The organism is Lentzea sp. NPDC051213 (genome assembly GCF_044455585.1).
GTDB lineage: Bacteria > Actinomycetota > Actinomycetes > Mycobacteriales > Pseudonocardiaceae > Lentzea.
Genome location: NZ_JBITEX010000001.1, coordinates 61,144 through 81,562, shown reverse-complemented (window position 1 = coordinate 81,562; position 20,419 = coordinate 61,144). Strand labels below are relative to the sequence as shown.

22 protein-coding genes are annotated in these 20,419 nt (G+C 69.3%); 8 read left to right on the top strand and 14 right to left on the bottom strand.

What is annotated here, in order from left to right; translation table 11 throughout:
• Positions 1–9: 9 nt before the first annotated feature.
• The 6 genes from ACIA8G_RS00350 to ACIA8G_RS00325 all read right to left on the bottom strand — a co-directional run bounded on the left by ACIA8G_RS00350 (position 10) and on the right by ACIA8G_RS00325 (position 4,053).
• Positions 10–570, bottom strand: a complete 561-nt coding sequence (locus ACIA8G_RS00350; RefSeq protein WP_396416067.1) for a TIGR03086 family metal-binding protein — start codon at positions 568–570, stop codon at positions 10–12.
• On the bottom strand, positions 570–980 hold the full coding sequence (locus tag ACIA8G_RS00345) for a hypothetical protein (protein WP_396416066.1): 411 nt from the start codon (positions 978–980) through the stop codon (positions 570–572). The genes ACIA8G_RS00350 and ACIA8G_RS00345 overlap by 1 nt, the downstream gene beginning before the upstream one ends.
• Positions 905–1,612 (bottom strand): DUF998 domain-containing protein, encoded by a 708-nt coding sequence (locus tag ACIA8G_RS00340; RefSeq protein ID WP_396416065.1) that lies wholly within the window; start codon positions 1,610–1,612, stop codon positions 905–907. Before ACIA8G_RS00340 ends, ACIA8G_RS00345 begins: the two co-directional genes overlap by 76 nt.
• An 80-nt stretch (positions 1,613–1,692) precedes the next feature.
• Positions 1,693–2,418 carry an SDR family NAD(P)-dependent oxidoreductase gene (locus ACIA8G_RS00335; RefSeq protein ID WP_396416064.1) on the bottom strand — a complete coding sequence of 242 codons (726 nt, stop codon included), beginning with the start codon at positions 2,416–2,418 and terminating at the stop codon, positions 1,693–1,695.
• Entirely contained in the window at positions 2,415–3,131 is a 717-nt protein-coding gene (locus ACIA8G_RS00330) for a glycoside hydrolase family 16 protein (protein ID WP_396416063.1), read from the bottom strand. Before ACIA8G_RS00330 ends, ACIA8G_RS00335 begins: the two co-directional genes overlap by 4 nt.
• A gap of 64 nt (positions 3,132–3,195) precedes the next feature.
• Complete coding sequence (locus tag ACIA8G_RS00325) at positions 3,196–4,053, bottom strand: LysR family transcriptional regulator ArgP (protein WP_396417286.1); 858 nt, start codon at positions 4,051–4,053, stop codon at positions 3,196–3,198.
• Between the two features lie 99 nt (positions 4,054–4,152).
• Between ACIA8G_RS00325 and ACIA8G_RS00320 the strand changes: the two genes are divergently transcribed.
• Entirely contained in the window at positions 4,153–4,698 is a 546-nt protein-coding gene (locus tag ACIA8G_RS00320) for a LysE/ArgO family amino acid transporter (protein ID WP_396417285.1), read from the top strand.
• Between the two features lie 10 nt (positions 4,699–4,708).
• On the opposite strand, the gene idi is transcribed toward ACIA8G_RS00320, so the two are convergent.
• Positions 4,709–5,284, bottom strand: a complete 576-nt coding sequence (gene idi, locus ACIA8G_RS00315; protein ID WP_396417284.1) for an isopentenyl-diphosphate Delta-isomerase — start codon at positions 5,282–5,284, stop codon at positions 4,709–4,711.
• 237 nt (positions 5,285–5,521) lie between these two features.
• On the opposite strand from idi, the gene ACIA8G_RS00310 reads away from it, so the two are divergent.
• On the top strand, positions 5,522–5,710 hold the full coding sequence (locus tag ACIA8G_RS00310; protein ID WP_396416062.1) for an MbtH family protein: 189 nt from the start codon (positions 5,522–5,524) through the stop codon (positions 5,708–5,710).
• A gap of 22 nt (positions 5,711–5,732) precedes the next feature.
• Here ACIA8G_RS00310 and ACIA8G_RS00305 read toward each other — a convergent pair whose 3' ends face one another.
• The 3 genes from ACIA8G_RS00305 to ACIA8G_RS00295 form a co-directional block, all read right to left on the bottom strand.
• Complete coding sequence (locus ACIA8G_RS00305) at positions 5,733–8,270, bottom strand: glycoside hydrolase family 97 catalytic domain-containing protein (RefSeq protein ID WP_396416061.1); 2,538 nt, start codon at positions 8,268–8,270, stop codon at positions 5,733–5,735.
• Between the two features lie 114 nt (positions 8,271–8,384).
• On the bottom strand, positions 8,385–9,677 hold the full coding sequence (locus tag ACIA8G_RS00300) for a YncE family protein (protein WP_396416060.1): 1,293 nt from the start codon (positions 9,675–9,677) through the stop codon (positions 8,385–8,387).
• Positions 9,678–9,713: 36 nt separating this feature from the next.
• Positions 9,714–10,202, bottom strand: coding sequence for a GNAT family N-acetyltransferase (locus tag ACIA8G_RS00295; protein WP_396416059.1), 489 nt, complete (start codon positions 10,200–10,202; stop codon positions 9,714–9,716).
• A 66-nt stretch (positions 10,203–10,268) separates the two neighbouring features.
• On the opposite strand from ACIA8G_RS00295, the gene ACIA8G_RS00290 reads away from it, so the two are divergent.
• Positions 10,269–10,784, top strand: coding sequence for an RNA polymerase sigma factor (locus tag ACIA8G_RS00290; protein WP_396416058.1), 516 nt, complete (start codon positions 10,269–10,271; stop codon positions 10,782–10,784).
• Positions 10,777–11,649, top strand: a complete 873-nt coding sequence (locus tag ACIA8G_RS00285) for a hypothetical protein (protein WP_396416057.1) — start codon at positions 10,777–10,779, stop codon at positions 11,647–11,649. Before ACIA8G_RS00290 ends, ACIA8G_RS00285 begins: the two co-directional genes overlap by 8 nt.
• Before the next feature lie 36 nt (positions 11,650–11,685).
• Here the strand turns inward: ACIA8G_RS00285 and ACIA8G_RS00280 are convergent, their stop codons facing one another.
• Positions 11,686–13,011 carry a serine/threonine-protein kinase gene (locus tag ACIA8G_RS00280; protein WP_396416056.1) on the bottom strand — a complete coding sequence of 442 codons (1,326 nt, stop codon included), beginning with the start codon at positions 13,009–13,011 and terminating at the stop codon, positions 11,686–11,688.
• Positions 13,012–13,080: 69 nt separating this feature from the next.
• Here ACIA8G_RS00280 and ACIA8G_RS00275 point away from each other — a divergent pair, with 69 nt between their 5' ends.
• The 3 genes from ACIA8G_RS00275 (at position 13,081) to ACIA8G_RS00265 (ending at position 16,197) form a co-directional block, all read left to right on the top strand.
• Positions 13,081–14,040: a magnesium transporter CorA family protein gene (locus tag ACIA8G_RS00275; protein ID WP_396416055.1), complete on the top strand. Its 960-nt coding sequence runs from the start codon at positions 13,081–13,083 to the stop codon at positions 14,038–14,040.
• Positions 14,041–14,053: 13 nt separating this feature from the next.
• Entirely contained in the window at positions 14,054–14,821 is a 768-nt protein-coding gene (locus ACIA8G_RS00270; RefSeq protein ID WP_396416054.1) for an enoyl-CoA hydratase/isomerase family protein, read from the top strand.
• A gap of 272 nt (positions 14,822–15,093) precedes the next feature.
• Positions 15,094–16,197, top strand: a complete 1,104-nt coding sequence (locus ACIA8G_RS00265; protein WP_396416053.1) for a hypothetical protein — start codon at positions 15,094–15,096, stop codon at positions 16,195–16,197.
• 89 nt (positions 16,198–16,286) lie between these two features.
• Here ACIA8G_RS00265 and ACIA8G_RS00260 read toward each other — a convergent pair whose 3' ends face one another.
• Positions 16,287–16,742 carry an SLATT domain-containing protein gene (locus ACIA8G_RS00260; RefSeq protein WP_396416052.1) on the bottom strand — a complete coding sequence of 152 codons (456 nt, stop codon included), beginning with the start codon at positions 16,740–16,742 and terminating at the stop codon, positions 16,287–16,289.
• Between the two features lie 34 nt (positions 16,743–16,776).
• Between ACIA8G_RS00260 and ACIA8G_RS00255 the strand changes: the two genes are divergently transcribed.
• A complete protein-coding gene (locus ACIA8G_RS00255) occupies positions 16,777–17,514 on the top strand; it encodes a PIG-L deacetylase family protein (protein ID WP_396416051.1) in 738 nt (245 codons plus the stop codon).
• A gap of 247 nt (positions 17,515–17,761) precedes the next feature.
• Here the strand turns inward: ACIA8G_RS00255 and ACIA8G_RS00250 are convergent, their stop codons facing one another.
• Together ACIA8G_RS00250 and ACIA8G_RS00245 are read right to left on the bottom strand one after the other, a co-directional pair.
• Positions 17,762–19,057: a UDP-glucose dehydrogenase family protein gene (locus ACIA8G_RS00250; protein ID WP_396417283.1), complete on the bottom strand. Its 1,296-nt coding sequence runs from the start codon at positions 19,055–19,057 to the stop codon at positions 17,762–17,764.
• Complete coding sequence (locus tag ACIA8G_RS00245) at positions 19,057–20,388, bottom strand: glycosyltransferase family 4 protein (RefSeq protein WP_396416050.1); 1,332 nt, start codon at positions 20,386–20,388, stop codon at positions 19,057–19,059. Before ACIA8G_RS00245 ends, ACIA8G_RS00250 begins: the two co-directional genes overlap by 1 nt.
• Between the last annotated feature and the right edge of the window lie 31 nt (positions 20,389–20,419).

Here is a 20,419-nt window from a genome sequence, read left to right as displayed (position 1 = left end):
GAGCCTAACCTAGCTCCAGGCCGGGTTTCGCCCACTGAGTCCCAGGACACGGTCGAGCAGAGACGCGCTCGAGCCGACCTCCACCGCGGGGCCGAAGAGCGAGCCGTCGCGGTCGTCCGGTCCGATCGACGACACGAAGCCGTAGACGACCTCGAGCAGGTCGGGCTCGACCTCGAACGGCTGGCCGGTCGCACGGGCGAGATCCCAGCCGTGCAACACGATCTCGTCCAGCGCCACGGCACCCGCGACCTCGGCGGGCAGGTCGAGACCGCCCGCGGCGGTCATGCCCTCCCACGCCTCCAGCGGGCGCCAGGCCTGCGCCAGCTCGCCCAGCCGTTGCGGCACCGACTCGCGGAAGTCCAGCGGCAGCCGGGCCGCGTCACCGGAGCCCGTCCCCTCCACCGGGGTCTTCAACGCGGCCATCGTGAACGCCACCGACAGGCCGTTGACGTGGTCGAGCAGGTCGCCGACCGTGTAGTTCGGGCACGGTGTCGGCGCCTTCAGGTCGCCGTCCGAAACGTTGCGCACCAGCCCCGCGAGCCGGTCTGCCGCAGGAGATAAGTCGAACATCAGTATCCGTCGCCTCCCCAGAACTGTTCCTCGAGCATGTCCGCCGTGCCGGCGAGCAGTTGCAGCGGGTCGGTGAACTCGTGGATGTCGAGGTCCGCCAGCGGCAGCGAATGCCGCACCACGACGTGCTCCCCCATGATCGCGAGGCCGCACGCGACGGTCGACTTGCCGACCTCCTCCAGCACCGCGCGCAGGTCCACGTCCTTCGCGAGGCCGCACGGTGAGGCGATCTGCACCCACTCGTGCATCTTGTCGAGCACTTCCCGGACGACGATCACGACCTGCGTGCGCGCGTCGTCGTCCTCCTCTTCATCCCCGAAGGTGAAGAGGATCCTCAGCTCCTCGTCCTCGTCGCTGATGACGTCGTACTCGGCGCGGACGTAATCCGCGAGGTCTCCCCAACTCGCCATGGCGCAACCCTACTTGCCGCGATCGCCCACAGCCCGACAACGAGCACAGCGCCCACTTCGGCGACGAGCAAGATCCTCTCGATGTAGCCCAACGGGAACACCCGCCACCACCGAACGCCGCCCATCGAGCCCATCACAATGGCGTAGAGGATCGGCATGAATGCGACAACGCTCAACAGACCGGACGCCATCGTCCACTTCGCGTGCTTGCCCCACACGTGATCCTTCAGCCACGGCCGGGCCAGCAGGATGATCGCGATGGGCAGGCTGACGAACGCGATCATGCTGCCGAACCGGTGGATGCTGCCGCTGAGCTCGTTGGTGCCCGCGGCCCAGTTGGTCTTCGGGAACGCGACCACGAGCAGCAGGCCGACGGACCACGCGATCAGCGCGATCGAACCGCCGGAACGCCATCTCGTCAGCCCCTTGTGCACGAGCGCGGCGAGGATGGCGATGGAGCCGGCGGCCAGCAGCAGCACGGCGGCGTCGAAGACGGGGCGGTAGTCGCCCAGCGCGTACTCGCTGATCGTGCGGCGCAGGGGGCCGACGGTCAGGTCCAGCAGACCGACCAGGGCCACCGTCGCGACGACGGCGAGTGAGCCACCGGTGGCGGCGAGTCGAGGAATCAGCACATAACGGCCAACGCGGGGGCGAACCCGCGTGGTTCCTGGGTTCAGGAAGCCGACAGGATCTCCCCAGGCTTTCGACAGGTTCAACTCAGCACGCTCCCGCAGGTGATGTTGACCTGCGCTCCCGTGATCGTGCGGCCCCAGTCCGAGGCCGCGAAGACCGCGGTTCGCCCGACGTCCTCCAGTGTCGCCGCCCGGCCCAGCAGCGTCTGCCCGACGATGTCCGGCTCCACCTGACCCCGCACGCCGGCCGGGATGGACTCGGGGATGCCGCCGGTCTGCAGCGTGACGACCCGGACGCCGTGCGGCCCCAGTTCGGCGGCGAGCAGGCGGCGCATCGACTCCACCGCGTCGAACGCCGTGACCAGGCCGCCCAGGTTCCAGCGGCGGTGCACCGAGCCGTCGCCGGTGCCGCCGAAGAACAGGATCACGCCGTCCTGCCGTTTGACCATGTGCCGGGCGGCGGCGCGGGCGGTGAGGAACTTCGAGCGGACGTTGGTGACGACCGGGCTGAGGTAGTCCTCGACGCTCATCTCGTGCAGCGGCGTGCCCTGGACGTCGTTGTCGGAGATGACGTTGACCGAGATGTCGAGCCGCTCGAACGTGGCGGCGTGCTGGTCCACGCTCTGTTCGTCCAGCGCGTCGACCACGGCGTACTTGGCGCCGATGGCCTCGGCCTTCGCCTTGAGCGGCGCCTCAGTACGGGCCACGAGGTGCACCTCGGCACCGGCTTCGATGAACGCCCGCGCGATCGCGCCGCCGATCGTGCCCGCGCCGTAGACGACCGCGGTCTTCCCGTCGAGGTTCATCGGTACGCCCGGAACCAGTCGACCTCGAACTCCTTCGGGTACCGGCCCGACCGCTCCGGCCCGAACTCGAACACCGCGAGCTGGAACTGCATCGGGTAGTCCGGGGCCTGCCGCACCGTGTTCACCAGCTCGTCGTCGACGAAGAAGTCGACCTTGCCGGGCCGCCAGTCAGCGGCGTAGACGTGGAACTCACGCCCGTCGATCGGCACGTCCACGACCTCGAACTCGTCCTTGATGGCCGGGTCGCCGAACGGGTGCAGCCCCATGCCGATGCCGGTGTTCGCGGGCCACACGTGCTTGCCGAAGATCTCCGCGATGCAGATCTCGGCGGAGTGCTTCGGCACGTCCTCCAGCCCGATCATCCACAGCGCGACCATGCAGTTGGGGTCGTCGATCGCGCGGCACCTGATCTCGAACCGGCCGTACGTCGGGGTGTAGAGGCGCAGGTCGGTCTGGGGTTCGCGCACCTGGAGGTCGGGGCGGAACCGGGACTGGCCCTCGGTGAGCGCGGTCTGGAAGCCGGAGACCCTGGTGTCGCCGTCGAACTCCGGGCACCACGGATCCTGGTCGGCGTCGATGCGGAGGGTGAGGCCGTCACCGTTGCGATAGCGGGCGGCGGTGGCCGCACGGGAACTCCAGTGCGGCAGGTAGTGGGGATGCCACCGGTCCAGCGTCGTGAACCGGTCTTCGAACTCGAGCTCTCGTCCGGTCATGTCACCGAGGGTAATAAAGGTCAGGCGTGATGACCGGATGAAACGCCACTTTCGGACCGTGTCGCTAGCGCAGTGCGATGGCCGCTTCCTCCGCCACGGCCGCGGCGACCGCGGTCAGCGCCGGGGAGTCGAGCTTCCACTGCTGCCAGTACAGCGGCACGTCGACGGTCCGGCCGGGCACGAGGTCGACCAGGCCGTCGAGGACCTGTTGCAGCAGCACCATTCCCCAGCCGAACCCGGCCGCGATCGCCTGGACGTACACCTCCGACGACGGCACGTGGTGGCGGTGCTCGGACGCGCCCCGGCCACGGGTCAGGGTGCGCACGAAACGGTCCTGCAGGTCGTCGTTGCGGTCGAACACCACGACCGGCGCATCGGGCAGCCACGACTTCGGCGGACCGGCCTGCCAGCGATCCACAAAGGACTGCGTCGCCATTGCCGCGTAACGGATGTGGCCGAGCTTGCGGACCGAACACCCCGCGACGGGTTCGCGCGAGGAGGTCACCGCCGCCATCACCACGCCCTGTCGCAGCAGCGCCGTCGTGTGGTCCTGGTCCTCGCGGTGCAGGTCGAACGACATCTTCAGGCCTCTTGGAACTCGTTGCAGCGCAGGCAGGAACCACGTCGCGAGCGAGTCGGCGTTCACCGCGATCGGCACCCGGACCACGACGTCGTCCCCCAGCGCCGCGTCCAGGTCCTGATCGAGAGCGAGCAGTTGCCGACCGTAGCGGACCAGCACCTCCCCCGAGGGCGTCAGCCGCACCGGCCGTGCGCGCACCAGCAGCACCCGGCCCGTGCGCTGTTCCAGCGCCTTGATCCGTTGGGAGACAGCGGAAGGGGTGACGTGCAGCGCGGTGGCGGCCGCGTCGAACGTGCCGGCGTCCACCACCGCGAGCAGCGTGCGCACCAGATCGAGATCCATCACGGCGGCTAATGATACGTAAAAATCTTTAGCTGGTCTCATCAAGACGGCGTCCATACCGTCGACCACGTGACTGACCTGCTGCTCGGCTTCGGCACCATGATGACCCTGATCGTCGCGATCGGCGCTCAGAACGGTTTCGTGCTGCGCCAAGGGCTTCGGCGCCAGGCCGTGGCGAAGGTGGTCGCGGTGTGCGCCATCTCGGACGCGATCCTGGTCGCCGTGGGCGTCGCCGGGTTCGGCGCGATCATCGGCCGGTGGCCGCAGGCGATCACGGTCGTGGCGATCGCCGGCGGGCTCTTCCTGCTGGGCTACGGGTTTCTCGCCGCCAGGCGCGCCTTCAACCCCAGGGCGATGACCCTCGGGCAGACGAGCAGCAGGCCGGTGCTGACCGCGCTCGCGCTGACCTGGCTCAACCCGCACGTCTACCTGGACACCCTGCTGCTGCTCGGCTCGATCGCGGCCGGCCGGTGGCTGTTCGGGGTCGGCGCGGTCACCGCGAGCGTCCTGTGGTTCGTCGCGCTCGGCTTCGGCGCCCGGCTGCTCAGCCCGCTGTTCGCGAAGCCGTGGGCGTGGCGGGTGCTGGACGGCGTGATCGCCGCCGTGATGATCGGTCTCGGGGTGACCCTGATCGCCGGTTGGTGATCAGGGTCGGTCAGCCGAGGCGCACGGCGCTGGGAAGTCCGGCCCGGTCCGCGACGGGCCAGGTGAGCGGATCGGGCCCCAGCTCGACGAGCGCGGCGACCTGCAGCCTGGCCCACGGCGAGATCTCGCGGGTGCCGTCGAGAACCGAGGCCGCGAACTCGGCCCACGGCACGCGTTCGGTGGAGTCGACCTCGTCCGGGTTCGGGGTGGGTTCGTCGTCGGAGAGCACCCGGAACACCGGGCACATCTCGTTCTCGACGACGCCGTCCATCTCGGCGCGGTAGCGGAAGCGCGGCAGCAGCAGCTCCGGCTCGGAGCACTTCATGCCGAGCTCGTCCTCGAGGCGCCGGAGCACGGCCTGCGCCATGTCCTCGTCCGGGAGCGGGTGACCGCAGCAGGTGTTCGTCCAGACGCCGGGGAACGTCTTCTTGTGCAGCGCCCGGCGGGTGAGCACGATGCGGCCGGCCGAGTCGAAGACGTAGCTGGAGAACGCCAGGTGCAGCGGGGTGTCCGCGTGGTGCACCACTGCCTTGTCCTCGACGCCGATGGCCGAACCGTCCTCGGCCAGGAGGACCACCTGTTCCACAGTCACCCGTCCCACGTAACCACACGGGTGCCAAGATCAGGAACTGGGGCGCGGGGATTCGCCACCTTGGTCGACAGGGTGGTCGGCGGGGTGGTCGGCGGGGTGGTCCACAGCAGTCGGCAGCGCGGTCCACACCGCGGTCGACAGCGCGGTCGACAACACGGCTCCCGAAGTTCGTGGAGTGAGCTTGAGCGTAGAGATAGCCGCGCCCTAGGTGGTCCACGTCACTCTGGGGTCATGACATCCCCGTTCGCACAGGCTCACACCATGTTCCTGGTGCTGGTCAGCCCAACGGGCCAGTACTCGATCTGGCCCGCGGTGCTGCAGGTGCCCGCCGGCTGGCAGGTCGTCCACGGCGTCGCGTCCCGGCAGTCCTGCGTGGCCTTCGTGGCCGCCGGGCAGATCCACCTGCAGCACGCCGCCTGACCTGTCCGCAGCGCCGCCTGATCTATCCACAGCTCAAGCGCGCATCACCCCACACGGCGTGGTCGAGGCCGGTGCCATCACCGCCGTCGGTCACCCGCAGCGTCAGCGACCGCACACCGCTGACGTCCACGCTGATCGGCAACGCCGGATCGACGGATCGCCGCAGCGGGCTCTCGTAGAGCACCCGGCCGTCGCCGACGACCGCGAACGCCACAGAGCCACCGACACCAGCCGCACGGTCCACGCGGCCGTCGACCTCGTCATCAACGCCGACGGTGGCCTGGAACGCAGTGCATGCGCCGAGCTCGAACGTCTTGTCGGCGGGCACAGTGCCGATGCCCTTGCCGAACCGCGTGCCACCGGTCGTCAGCGTCCGGCCCTCGACGGAACGGTCGTTGCCCGCGACGTAGGACTGCCCGGCGGGCAACGGCTTCCACACGTGGGTCACGACGTTCCGCTCGGCGGCGAAGCGGGTTCCGGACGCGGCGCGGAACGACGCGACCGCGGGTACCTCGACCAGCCCGGCGGAGTCACCGGCCCGGACGCTCCACGACCCGGTCAGCGACTCACCCGCCTGCACGGAACGGGCGCGCACGACCGGTGAGGTGACCTGCCAGCCCGCGGGTACGAGCGGCGCGAACGTCACGTCGCGCACCGGCTCGGCGCCGGAGTTGGTGAAGGTGGCGTTGATCTGCACGCTCTGCCCCGGCTGCACCGAAACCGACGCCGGAGTGGCCGTCACGGTCGTGACCGGCTTGCCGTCGACCGGCCTGGCGCAGGTCTGCAGGCCAGGCCGCCACCGGCAGACCAGCGCGCCGAACCCGCCGTCCTTCGCCGTCGGGACCACGACCTCGCCGTGCGTCACGTGCGTTTCCTTGACCAGCCCGGCCGCTCCGTCGTGGACGACCTCGACGAGCCACCTCCCGTGCCCCGGTGCCGGAATCCTCAGGTCGCGCGCCTCGCCGGAGATCGCGCCCGCCACGAACCACAGGTCGCCGCTGCGCCGCGCGAACACCGCGCTCTGGGTGGGGCGGCCGGAGATCATCCGCGTTTCGTCCCACGTGGTCGGTACCTGCTCGAGGTACCAGCGGGCCAGTGGCCTGGCGTCGTAGGAGTCGGGGCGCCCGGCGAGGTTCTGGATGCCGGACTCGTAGATGACCGAGAGCGCGAGTTCGCCGCCGTCGGTGTTCTGGCGGGTGCGGTGGAACGCGCCGGGCGTGAAGTCCATGCCGCCCACGACGTTGCGGGTGAACGGCAGCGCGGTCAGGTGCGAGGTCGTGACACCGCTGGACTTCTCCGCGCCGTGCACGGCCTCGGTCGTCTGCACGTGCGGCCAGGTGCGGTGGATGCCGTGCGGCAGCGTGGCGCCGTGGAAGTTGATCAGGAAGTGCATCCCGGCGGTCTCCGGCAGGATCTCGTCGTACCAGCGGTAGCGCTCCTGGCCGTCGGAGTCCATGAAGTCGATCTTCAGGCCGGTGACACCCCACGAGTGCAGCAGCGGCAGGAAGTCCCTGCGCTTCTCGGCCGTGTCGACCGACGAGAACCGCACCCAGGTGTGGATGCCGACGTTGCGGGCCTTGGCGTAGCGCACGAGTTCGGGCATCCACGACGTCCGGCGCCAGTTCGGGTCGTCGTACCAGCCGGCGTCGACCACGACGTACGGCCAGCCGCGCGCCGCGGCGTAGTCGACGAACTCCTTCTGCCGGTTGAGGTCCTGCTGCGCGCCACGGCTGCCCGCGAGCCACGTCCACACCGCCGGGCCCGGCTCGATCCACGAGGTGTCGCGCACGCGGGACCGCGGCGCCAGGTCGTCCACCAGCGTCGACTCGGTGACGTCGGCCAGCGAGCCCACGATCATGGTGCGCCACGGGGTCTTCAGCGCGCCGGAGACCGCGACCTTCTCGTCCCACAGCTTGATCTGGTACTTCCCGCCACCGGCGTGCACCAGGTGGCCACCGGAGTAGCGACCGTCCACATCGGACTCGGTGATCAACGCGTAGGTGCCGCCGACCTCGAACAACGCCGGGTGCATGTACTCGGCCTGTTCCGCGGTCCCGGCCGTGGTCTGCAGGTACGGGTTCTCGTAGTCGCGCCTGAACTTCGCGAGCCAGGCCGCGGACTCCGCGGGCAGCACGAACGCCGAGGTCTCACCGGTGACCGCGCCGGTGTCCTGCGGCAGCTCGTACCGGTAGGCGACGCCGTCAGAAGACTCACGCACCACCAGGTTCAGCCGGTGCGCACCCGAGGTGAACCGGTAGGTGGTCTCCACCGCCCGCACCGACCGGTCCCGCTTCTTGCCGGACGTCGTGCGGTAGTACTCGAAGATCGCCCGCCGCGACTTCCCGGCGGGGGTGAGACCGGAGGACAGGTCGGCGCGCTCGGTCATGATCCCGACCGGCGACGGTGCCACGATCGTCCTGCCGTTGTGCGTCACGGCGAGCGTGACGCTGCCGTTCGACGTGCTGACGACCGCCCGCGGGCCGCGTTCACCGGCCTGCGCCGGCGGGACGACCACCAGCCCTGCCAGCACAGCAACCAGGGCAAGCGTTCTGACCGCCACGGACACTCCCCTCGTGAACCGGGGCGGCGGTCACCGGAGTACATCCCTCGACCCGGACGCTATGCCGGGCATTTCGTCCGAGTCAAGGGATGTAACAACCGTGACAATCAATGACTAGAGCAGGTTGATGCCTCCGTGCGCGGCCGCACCACCGTGCTCGTTGTTGCCCGCGTACGACGCCGTGAAGCCCTGCAGCAGCGTCGCCAGACCGACCAGCAACGACACCTGCGCGTCACAGGTGGCCTTGCCGGAGGCGTTCGTCGTGGCGGTGCACAACGGGTTGCCCTTGACCGTGCGGAACACGACCTTCTCACCGGCGATCGGCGTGCCGGTGTGCTTCTCGGTCAGCGTCGCGTCGAGCGAGCGGACCGTGAAGCCGAGGATCCGCAGCTGCAGCTGGGCGCTGCCGGCCACGAGCTTCGACGCGGCGGGCGGCACGAAGTTGATCGCGATGCCCACCGGGCGCTGGCCGACCGCGATGGAGCCGGTGACCGTGTTGGACGCGGTGTCGATGATCGACACCGTGTTGCTGTTGTAGTTCGTGACGTAGGCGCTGGCACCGTCCGGCGTGAGGGCCACGCTGATCGGCCGGTCGCCGACGACGACCTTCTGCAGTTCCACCATCGCCCCGAGGTCCACGACGGACACCGAGTCGAACTCGCTGTTCGTCACGTACGCGCGGGTGCCGTTGGGCGACAACGCGATGCCGTGCGGCACGAAACCGACCTTGGCGGTGCCGACGACCGTGCGGGTCGCGACGTCGATGGCGGAGATGTCGTCAGAGCCCTTGTTCACCACGTACACGCGGGTGCCGTCCGCCGACGCCGCGACGGCCGTCGGGGTGCTGCCCACGTTGATCGTGTCGACCACCGCGTTGGCGGTCGTGTCGATCACCGAGACCTTGCTCGGGCCGACGACGTCGTGCGTGACGTAGACGGACTTGCCGTCGCGCGTGACGACCACGCCGTCCGGGTTCTGGCCGACCGTCACGGTGGCGGTGACCGTCAGCGTGGCCGTGTCGACCACGGAGACCGTGCCGTCGGCGTAGTTCGTGACGTAGACGTGGCCGCCACCGGGGGCGACCGCGACACCCGCCGGGTGCGTGCCGACGGGAATGGACGCGTCGACCGTGTTGGTCGGCGTGTCGATCACGGTGAGCTTGCCTTGCACGGTGTTCGTGACGTACCCGCGGGTGCCGTCGAACGCCACCGCGGCCATGTACGGCGAGTTGCCACCGCTGTCGGCGACCGTCTCCGTCACCGCGTTCGTGGCCGTGTCGATGACCGACACACCACCGCCGTTGTTGGCGACATAGCCGAGCACCCGGCCGGCGGGAGCCGCCGAGGCCGGGGTCACCACCAGTGCCGCGGTGACGGCAGTCGCCGTCACCAGTGCGAGCAACCGCATGTTAAATGCCTCCTGGCGAGCGTAATCCCGACCTGATCACGACATCGCGACTGGCCGAGCGGACGTTAGCCGTTTTTCGAACCAGTGCCCGGCGTACTGCGCGTCGTTGTAGTTCTCGATCTCCGCGAAACCGTGCTTCGCATAGAGATTCCGCGCCTCGACCAGGTCGCTGCGCACGTCGAGTCGCAGCGTGGTGACTCCGCGTTCCAGCGCCGCCGCCTCGATCCCCCGCAGCAACGCCGACGCGGCTCCCTGCCCGCGGAAGGGTTTGCGCACGAACATCCTGGTCAGCTCGCCGATCCCGTCCCCCAGGAACCGCATCCCCAGGCACCCGGCGTCCTCGCCGTCGCGCGACACCACGAGGAACACCGGCACATCGCTGTCCTCCTCGTCGCGCTGGTACCCCTCGACCTCGGCGGCGACGTCGTCCTTCCCCCAATAACGGCCGATGATGTCCACGTAGTAATCGTGGTTGAGCGGTGAGTCCGCCGCCCAGACACCGGCCGTGACGATCCAGTTGTTCATGCGACCATCATCGGGAAGCCGTCCAGTGAATTGTGACCCAGGTCACTGGGACACTGGTGCCGCGGAATGCCAACTGGGGGCGTGATGTTCGCGGAGCTGTTCGACGAGCACGCCGGTCCGCTGCACAGATATCTGGCGCGACGGGTCGGTGTCGACGTGGCTGACGACCTCGTCAGCGAGACCTTCCTGGCGGCCATGCGCGGCAAGCAGGGCTACGACCCGGAACGGGGCAGCGTGGTCGGCTGGCTCTACGGCATCGCGACGAACCTGTTGCGCGGCCACGCGAAACGCGAGGTCCGGCTGTTGCGCACGGCCGAGCGGTACGGCATCGACCTCGCCGTCGCCGAGTCGCTGGAGCACACGGTGGTCAGCCGGATCGACGCCCGCTCGCACCTGCGGCTGATCGCAGGAGAGCTGGCGAAGATGTCCGACGGTGACCGCGACCTGCTGCTGCTCGTGTCGCTGGCCGGGCTGACCGTGCAGGAGGCGGCGCAGGCGCTGGACGTGAACGCCTCGACGGCCCGCTCCCGCCTGCACCGGCTGCGCACCAAGCTGAAGGAACTGGAGCTCCGCCATGCGTGACCTGCTGGACGACGACCTCGCCGAGCTGTTCCCGGTGCGGCCCGCCGACGACGTGCGGCTGGCCCGCCTGCGCGAGCAGCTGTTCGCCGAGAAGCCGAAGCGCCGCACGCGCAACTGGGTCGGCATCGCCGCGGCCGCCGTGGTGGTCGTGCTGATCGCCGGACTCGTGACGTTCCTGCGGCCGGGCCGCGTCGACACCCAGGTCGCCGAGATGCCGATCGCACCCGCCACGACGCTGGCCGAGGCGGCGGCCCTGCTCGAGGTGACCAGGGCGCCGCGCGGCAAGTACCGGCACATCACCTACGAGACCTGGCAGACGATCACCGGGCAGTTGTTGCCGGACAAGAGCGTGGGCGCCGCGCAGGTCCAGTTCATCACCGAGGTGTGGCTGCCCAGCGCGAAGGGCCAGCCGGTGCACATCACCCGCCGGACCACCGACCGGCAGCGCGCGATCGCCGGCGTCGCGGAGGCCCCCGTGGTCGGCGCGAACAAGGTGTACAAGGAACCCGCGCTGTGGAGCACGCTCTGCCCGACCACCCCGTGCCACGAGACGAGCCTGCTCGACCCGCTGAGCCTGAACCCCCAGGAGACGCTGGGCTCCGCCTCGGCGGCGTTGCTGTCGCCGTTCACCACCCACGACAAGAAGGCATCGCTCTACCGCCAGCTCGCCGCCATCCCCGGGATGCGGTACGAGAACGGCGCGGTGTCCGTCGACGGCAGCAAGATCAGCTTCACCATCGATCCCAAGACCGGCGAGATCGTCGGCTCGGAGGAACGCAGGCTGACGGCCAGTGAGCTCCTGCCCGCGGGCACCGTGATGCTGTCTGTGACCGTCACTTACGAGTGGACTGATCAGCGACCGTAGGGACAACGCGGCGCTCCAACTACGACGGCGGCCCGATCAGCGGCCGTCGTAGGACCGCGGCAGGTACCAGGCCAGGGCGGCGCGCACCTCGGCAACGTCACGCTCGCGCCGCCGCTTGGTCCGCTCGTGGGCGATCGGGAACACCCGCACGCCTCCGTGCGCGGCACCGAAGAAGCGGCGCGGTGCCGGGTCTTTCAGCCACACCACGACCCACGGCCGTTTCTTGTGCGGCACGACGCGCACCCGTGCCAGCTCGTACCACCAGTACTGGTGGAACTTGCCGTTGCGGGTGGTCGCGATGCCCTCGCGGCTGATCTCGATGACGACCTTGCGGCGGGCGGCGGCGCCGAAGAACCGCACCGCCCGCACCACCAGCACGCAGAACGCGGCCAGCGCCAGCAGCTGGGTGGCGCCGTTGGCCTTCGCGGCCGGGTCGGCGATCGCGGCGGCGAGCAGGCCCGCCGCGAGGTTCAGCGCGCCCCACGCCATCGGCACGATCCGCGACGTCGAGAACGTCGCCGCGGCGGGCGTCATCGGTGCGGGCAGTTTCGCGGTCGGCGGCTTCGGCGTGACGACCTGCGCGATCAGCCTGGTCACCTCGGCCGGCTCCGGGCGCCGGGCCGGGTCGCGGTGCATGCACTTCTGCACCAACGGCCGCAACGACTTCGGCACGCCCTCGAGGTCCGGTTCGCCGTGCGCGGCGCGGTAGAGCAGGGTCGCCGTCGGGCCCTCGCCGAACGGGCCCTTGCCCGTCGCGGCGTAGACCAGGACCGCGCCCAGAGCGAACACGTCGGACGGAGAACCGACCTCCTGGCCGGTGATCTGCTCCGGCGAGAGGAAGCCCGGCGTGCCGAACACCATGCCGGTCTCGGTCAGCGCGGTGTGCTCCATCGCCCGCGAGATGCCGAAGTCGATGACGCGCGGCCCGTCGGCGCCCAAGAGCACGTTGGACGGCTTGAGGTCGCGGTGCACGAGACCCGCCCGGTGGATCGCGGTGAGCGCCTCGGCCAGGCCCTCCGCGAGCCTGCGCAGGTGGTGTTCCGGTAGCGGGCCGTGCCGTTCGACGGCCTCCTGCAGCGTCGGGCCGGGCACGTACTCCGTCGCCATCCACGGCCGTGCCGCGCGCGTGTCCGCGTCCACGACCGCCGCCGTGCCCACCGACCCGACCGCGCGGGCCATCTGCACCTCGCGGCGGAACCGCTCGCGGAAGCGCGGGTCGTCGGCGAGCTCGGCGCGGGCCACCTTGACGGCGACCTGCCGTCCGTCGCTGCCTTGCCCCAGGTAGACCGTTCCCATGGCACCACGACCAAGCCTGCCGAGCAGCAGGTAGTCGCCTATGCGTTGTGGTTGGTCCACCTTCACCGGATCGAGGGTAGCGGGAACTGGCCGCCAATCCTCACATCTGAGTAGATCTACGTATCGTTGTCACCCATGGGTCGGACCCGCTTGTACCGCAACGGCGAACTCGTGGACCGGGACTTCCCGGTCGCCGACGTCGCGAGCCACCTCGAAGAGCCCGGCGCGGTGGTGTGGTTCGACCTCTGCGCTCCGTCCGAGGAAGAGATAGGTCTGTTGCGCGACGAGCTGGGACTGCACGAGCTCGCCATCGAGGACGCGTTCACCGAACGGCAGCGCCCGAAGGTCGACCGCTACCCGACCCACCTCTTCCTCTCCGTGTACGCGGTCGAGTACGGCGACGATCATGAGATCAAGACCACCGAGATCGACGTGTTCCTGACCGAACGCGCGTTGGTGACCGTGCGCGAGAACGAGTCGTACGAACTCACGGGTGTGCTCCGCCGGTGGGACAGCGCGCCGTCGCTGGCCACGTCCGGTGTCGGGTTCCTGCTGCACGGCCTGCTCGACGACGTCGTGGACGGCCACTACGCGGTGGCCCAGCGGATCGACGACGACATCGAGGCGCTCGAAGACCGGATCTACCAGGAGAAGCCGCACGTCGGCCGCAAGGCGCTCCAGCTGCGGCGGGCCCTGGTGCAGCTGCGCCGGGTCGCGTTGCCGATGCGGGAGGTCCTGGGGTCGCTGATGCACCGCGACCACTCCATCGTGGACGACGCGATGATGCCGTACTACCTGGACGTCAAGGACCACACGCTGTTCACCGCCGAGCTGACCGAGTCGATGCGCGAGCTGGTGGCGAACCTGCGCGAGGCCGAGGTGGCGGTGCAGGGCAACCGGCTGAACTCGATCATGAAGAAGGTGACCAGCTGGGCCGCGATCATCGCGGTGCCGACGGCCATCTCCGGGTACTACGGCATGAACGTCCCTTACCCCGGCTTTGAGCAGAAATGGGGCTTCTGGGCGGCCACCGTGGGTATCTTCGGCCTCTCCTACCTCCTGTACGTGATGTTCAAGCGACGCGATTGGCTGTGAGGACCGCCCCATCATGAAGATCCACCTGACCCGCCGGGACGAGCTCGCGATCATCACGATCGACGCGCCGCCGCTCAACCTGTACTCCCTCGACCTCGACGCCGAGTTCCACGAGGCCCTCGACGACCTCGGCGACGCACGGGCGTTGCTGGTCAACGCCGCCGGCAAGGTCGTCAGCGGCGGTGTCGACGTCTCGTTGTTCAGGGCGCAGGAGTACCGCGAGGAGGCACAGCAGCTGTTCGACCGCATGATGCTGCTGCCGCAACGGCTCGCCGCCCTGCCGATCCCGACCGTCTTCGCGGCGCACGCGCTGTGCCTGACCTGGGCGTTCGAGCTGGCGGTGGCGTGCGACCTGATCGTCGCGACGCCGAACGCGAAGTTCGGCCTGGTGGAGAAGGTCGTGGGCCTCACGCCGACGATGGGCGGCACGCAGCGCCTGGCCGCTCGCGCGGGCGTGGGTCGCGCGAAGGAGTTCGTGATGACCGGCGACCTGTACGACGCCGCGACGATGGAGCGCTGGAACGTGGTGAACCGCGTGCTGCCCGCCGACGGCTTCGCGCTCGCCTGCGAACAGCTCGCGCTGAGCCTCGCCGTCGGCCCGACGCAGGCGCACGCCGCGACCAAACAGGTCCTCGCTCATTTCGAGCACGGCGGCGTTCCGGAAGCCGATGCTCACGTCACGACGATCGCGGCCGCGCTGTACGACACCGAAGATCTGCCACGCGCTGTGCACAGCTTCCTCACAGACGGTCCCGGCCGCGCGACTTTCATTGGTCGCTGATCTCACTCATCAGAGATTCAAATGGCACAGTGATAAAACCGTGATCTACCTGCTCACACGGATGGAGCATTCCTACCGGGCAGGAAGATGATGTTGCGGCACAACGAGATCAGCTTGACTCCACCCGTCCGCACGTGCAGTGTGCTGACCGTTCACCGGCTGGTACGAAACTCCGTCGCACGAGTTTTGTACACATTCCGCAACGGCCGACGACACAATCAACGAGCGGTTCACGGTCCCCCGTCGTGAACGCGCGTGGAGGTAGAACCAGCGTGAAACTGAGATTGGCCGTTCTGCTGGCCGGTGGTGTCATCGCGTTAGCCGCCTGTTCCCCGACCAAGGCGGCCCAACCGACCCCCGTCGCCGGCAGCACCAGCGCCACCTCGACCAGCACCAGCAGTTCCTCCGCCGCCCCGAGCAGCAGCTCCGCGGCACCGACGAGTTCTTCGACGAAGACCGCCACCAACGGCCCCGTGCAGCCCCCGAACCCCGGCACCCCCGCGCCGGCCGGTTCACCCGGCTGGAAGCTCACCCAGGGCAACACCGGTCTCGCCGCGCACGGCCTGAACTGCGACTCCCTGCCTGCCTACACCGGCCCCTCCTCCCCCGCGGCGGGCACGGTCATCTCCGGCAAGCGCGTCGAGCAGGCGCTGACCCTGTTCGCCGGCAACATCACCATCGAGAAGTCGTGCATCCGCCCGACCAAGCTCAACGAGGCCGCCCCGCTGGTCACGACCAACGGCCCGTGCGGCAGCAACTCCTGCCAGGTCACGTCCGCGCCGGTGACCATCCGCGACTCGAACATCGACGGTTCGAAGCTGTCCGCGGGCACGATCGCGAAGTCCTGCGCGTTCCTCGGCGTCGGCACCCTGCAGCGCAACTACATCTCGGGCATGGGTTCCGGCATCTGCTTCTACAACACCGGGCACAGCCTCGACGGCCTCGCCGAGGGCAACTACGTCCGCGGCCTGCGCACGGCCGGTGACGCGCACAACGACGGCGCCACGGTCCGCGACTTCCCGCTGGACCGCAACGCCGGCCGCAAGCTGACGTTCCGCAACAACCGCATCGACTGCTCCACCGGCCAGGACACGGGTGCCCTGTTCATCCAGACCTACGGCGGCGACATCGACAACGTCACCGTCGAGGGCAACCTGCTGGAGGGCGGCGGCTACCAGCTCGGCCTGGAGTCGAGCCACGGCAACCAGTACGGCCGCAACATGCGTTCGATCAACAACCGGTTCACCGGCAGCGGCTGGGGCGCGGCGTACGTGACCGCGAACGGCGTCGGCTACAAGTGGGCCGTGTGGCAGGACAACTTCCTGCTGGACATGAACGCGGCGGACGCGAAGGGCAAGCCCGCGGGCTCTCCCTGACTTGCTGGCGCGAAAAGCACGTTCGGGCCGCTAGATGGCCCGAACGTGCTTTTCGCGCCAAAGGAAGCGATCCTGTGGAGTGCCGAGCCCTACCCGTTCTCCCGGTACTTGAGCCAGCGCGAGCTCAACCCGTCCCAGATCTCCTGGTACTGCTGGAACATCTCCCGCACCCGCTCGGGGTCGATCTCCGCGGCCGGGTGCGCGGCGATGTAGTACTCCAGGTCGTCCTGCAGCCGGTGGAACCGGTAGCTGGCCTCCTCCATCAGCACCCACAGCGACCGCCAGGCGAAGAACGGCTCCAGGGCGGACACGACCGTCACCACGGCGACGAGCGAGAACGCCGTGCCGGTCCAGGGATCGAGGTTCTGCAGCCCGAGGATGATCGTCGACGCGGCCGAAAGGACCAGCGTGGTGAGCCGCACGGCCACGGATTTCCAGCGGAACCTGTGCTTGCGGGAGCGGGCGTAGGTGTGGCCGCGTTCGATCTGGTCGCGGAGGTGGTTGGCGAGTTCCAGCGGCTTCAGGCCGGACGGCAAGTCGGTCACGTGGCGCAGAATAGTGAGCGGGTACGGTCCCGGCGTGCAGTTCGCCGGACCCAGAACCCTGCTCGTCGTCCACGCCCATCCCACCGACGAGTCGGTGCACACGGGCGGCGTGCTGGCGCACTACGCGCGTGACGGCGCCAGAACCGTGGTGATCACCTGTACCGGCGGCGAGTTCGGGATCGGGCCGGGCGGCACCAGACCCGGCGATCCGGGGCACCACCCCCAGGCCGTCTCCGCGCACCGCAGAGCCGAGTTGAAGGCGGCGTGCGACGTGATGGGCATCGCGGACCTGGAAACGCTGGGCTACCACGACTCCGGCGCGAGCGGCGAGGTGCCGGACGCCGGGTTCTGCGCGGTACCGGCGGACACCATCGCCGGGCGGATCGCCGCGCTGATCGAGCGCTACCGGCCGCAGGTCGTGATCACCCACCACAGCCCGCACCGCGACCACATGCACGCGTTGAGGGCTACCAAGCTGGCCATCTACCGCACCGGCATCCCGGCCAAGCTCTACCTGACGGCCCGCGAAGGCGCCACCGCGGTCGACATCAGCGCGGTGGCCGGCGTGAAGCGCGAGGCGCTGCGGTGTCACGCCAGCCAGGGACCGGACGAGGCGTTCGCCGTGCGGGAGCACTACTTCCGCGATCTGGACACGACGAACGCCCCGCTCCCGGAGACGGACCTGTTCGCCGGTGTGACGAACCACGGTCCGGATCTGCCTCGCTGGGGCCCCGCTGAGGTTTCGGCGCAGGCCTCGCCGAGGCCTCGTTAGATCCCAAGCCCGCCCAGCAGGCCGCTGACGACGTCGGCGAGCTTGGCGATGAGACCGCTGGCCTGAGCTACGAGACCGCTGATCGTGTCCATGAGCGCATCCACGATGGGAACCTCCCCGACGAATCCCGGCGGGCTGGTCCCGCCGGGGTGTTGCCGGAGATCAAAGCGCTAGCACACGACCACCGCTCGCCTTGTCACACCATTGAGCTAAAAGGACTGTCTCAAATGGACCGAACTTCCGTCTTTCAGGGGCGTCCGAGCGACGTGCACGTGAAGCCCGCACGGCGAATGACGTCCGGGTCCAGAATGTTGCGCGTGTCCACGACGACCGGCTGGCGCACCAGTTCGGCCAGCCGCGCCCAGTCCAGCGAGCGGAAGTCCGGCCACTCGGTCAGCACGACCAGCGCGTCGACGTCCTTCGCGACCTGGTACGGATCGTCCACAACGGACACCGCGGCGAGGTCAGTGCCGCCGGACAGCGCCGGGTCGTAGCCCACGAGTTCGGCGCCCGCCTGGTTGAGCAGCGCCGCCACGGACAGGGCCGGCGAGTCGCGCAGGTCGTCGGTGCCCGCCTTGAACGTGAGGCCCAGCAGTCCCAGTCGCACGTGGGACAGCGAGCCGCCGCGCTTGCCGGTCACCGCGAGCCGGATCTTCTCGACCATCCGCAGCCGCTGGCGCTCGTTCGTGTCGATCGTGGCGCGCAGCAGGCGGAACTCGAAGTCGGCGGCGTCGGCGACCTGGAGCAGCGCGTGCGTGTCCTTGGGCAGGCACGACCCGCCCCAGCCCGGGCCGGGGTTGAGGAACGCCTGGCCGATGCGCCGGTCGTAGCCCATGCCCTCGGTGACGTCGGTGATGTTCGCGCCGAGCCGTTCGCACAGCTCCGCGACGGCGTTGACGTACGACAGCTTCATGGCGAGGAAGCAGTTCGCCGCGTACTTGACCATCTCGGCCGACGCCGCGTCGGTCAGCACCGTCGGCGCGCCGAGGCGGGCGTACAGCGCCGCGACGCGCTCGGCCGCGTCCTGCTGGTCGCAGCCGACGACGATGCGGTCCGGGTTCAGGAAGTCCTTGACCGCCGAGCCTTCGCGCAGGAACTCGGGGTTCGAGACGACGGCGACGTCGTCGCGCCGCAGCAGCTCCGCGGTGCGCACCGCCGTGCCGACCGGAACCGTGGACTTGTTCACGATCACGCAGCCGGACGGCAGCAGGTCGCGGGTCTCGTCCACAACGGACTCGACGGCCTTCAGGTCCGCGATGCCGCCGACGCCCATCGGCGTCGGCACGCAGAGGAACACGACCTCGGCGTCGGCCACCGCGGCGGAGGCGCCCAGCACGAAGGTCAACCGGCCGGACGCGAGGCCCTCGGCGACCAGCTCCGCGAGACCCGGCTCGAGGATGTCGACCTCGCCGCGCGAGAGCCGCTCGATCTTGGCCGCGTCGACGTCCGCGCACACGACCGCGTGGCCGAGTGAGGCGAGGCAGGCGCCGGTGGTCAGCCCGACGTAGCCGGTGCCGACGACCGCGATCCTTCTGACGAACATCATTCTCCCGTTCGGTTCACGGCGAACGCGCGGAGCACGGCGTCGTCGCTCACGTCGATCATCTTGTTGCCCCACTGGTCGCTGCCGGCGCCCAGCTCGGGCCTGCCGTCGGGGAACGGTCCGCGCGAGGCGAAGCCGGTGAGCCCGTCGAACACGGCCACGTAGTTCTCGGCCTGGGGGCGCCAGTCGAGCTCGGCCTCGCAGCGCCGCCTGCCCTCGAAGCCGAGGCGGCCGCGGCGCTCCGCGTCGTCGAGCAGGTCGAGCAGCGCCGTGGTGAACGCCTCGACGTCACCCGGCTCGACGAAGACGGCGCAGTCGCCGGCCGACACCACGGTCTCCGCCAGCCGGTACGTGACGACCGGCAGCGCGTAGGCCATGTACTCCATGGTCTTGTTCATAGTGGACACGTCGTTCAAAGGCGACAACGGGTCCGGGCCCAGTCCGGCGGAGGACGTGGACAGGTAACGGGTGATCTGTTCGGGCCCAACACGTCCGGTGAACTCGACGTACGGGTCGAGCCCCCAGGCCGTGGCCTGCTTCTTCAGGTCTTCGAGGCAGTCGCCGAAGCCCAGCAGCGCGAACCGGACGTCGGTGCGGCCGCGGTCGAAAACGACCCTCTTCGCGACTTCCAGGACGCCGTCAACGCCGTCCTGCGGGCCCATGATTCCCAGATAGGCCACCAAGTGTTTGCCGCCGCGTCGGAGCTCGTCCACGCCCTCGACAGGTCGCATCACGGTGGTGTCCGGGCCGGAGCGCACGACGGTGGTGTGCTCGGGCGGCACGGAACCCCGCGTCCACGCGATCTTCTGGTACGAGGTGTTGGTCGACGTCACCCGGTTGGCCGTGCGGAACGTCCGGCGCTCCAGCCACTTGAGGATCCGGTACTGCACTTTGCCCGCGACGCCCTTGGGCTCGCCGAACCGCGAGAGGAAGACCTCGGGGTTGAGGTCGTGGTGGTCGAAGACGAACTTGACGCCGCCCAGCCGCCACAGCAGCGCGAGGGCCCAGTAGGTGTCCGGCGGGTTGCACGCCTGCATCACGTCGAACCGGCGGCGCGCCCGCACCTTCACGCTCAGCAACGCGGTGCGCACCCAGCAGTACAGGAACTCCCAGGCGTAGCCCAGCGCACCCTCGGCCTGGGGCGGCGGAGCGTACTTGTACAGGTGCACTCCGTCGAGGAGTTGGTAAGCGGGGTCACCGGGACCCTTGGGGCAGATCACCGAAACCTCGTACCCGGCGGCGGTGAGTGCGCGGCACTCCAGCCACACCCGGCGGTCCAGCGGCACGGGGAGGTTCTGCACGATGATCAACACGTGCGGCGATGACGTCACGCTTTGGTTCTCGTTCCAGAGGGCAAAACGG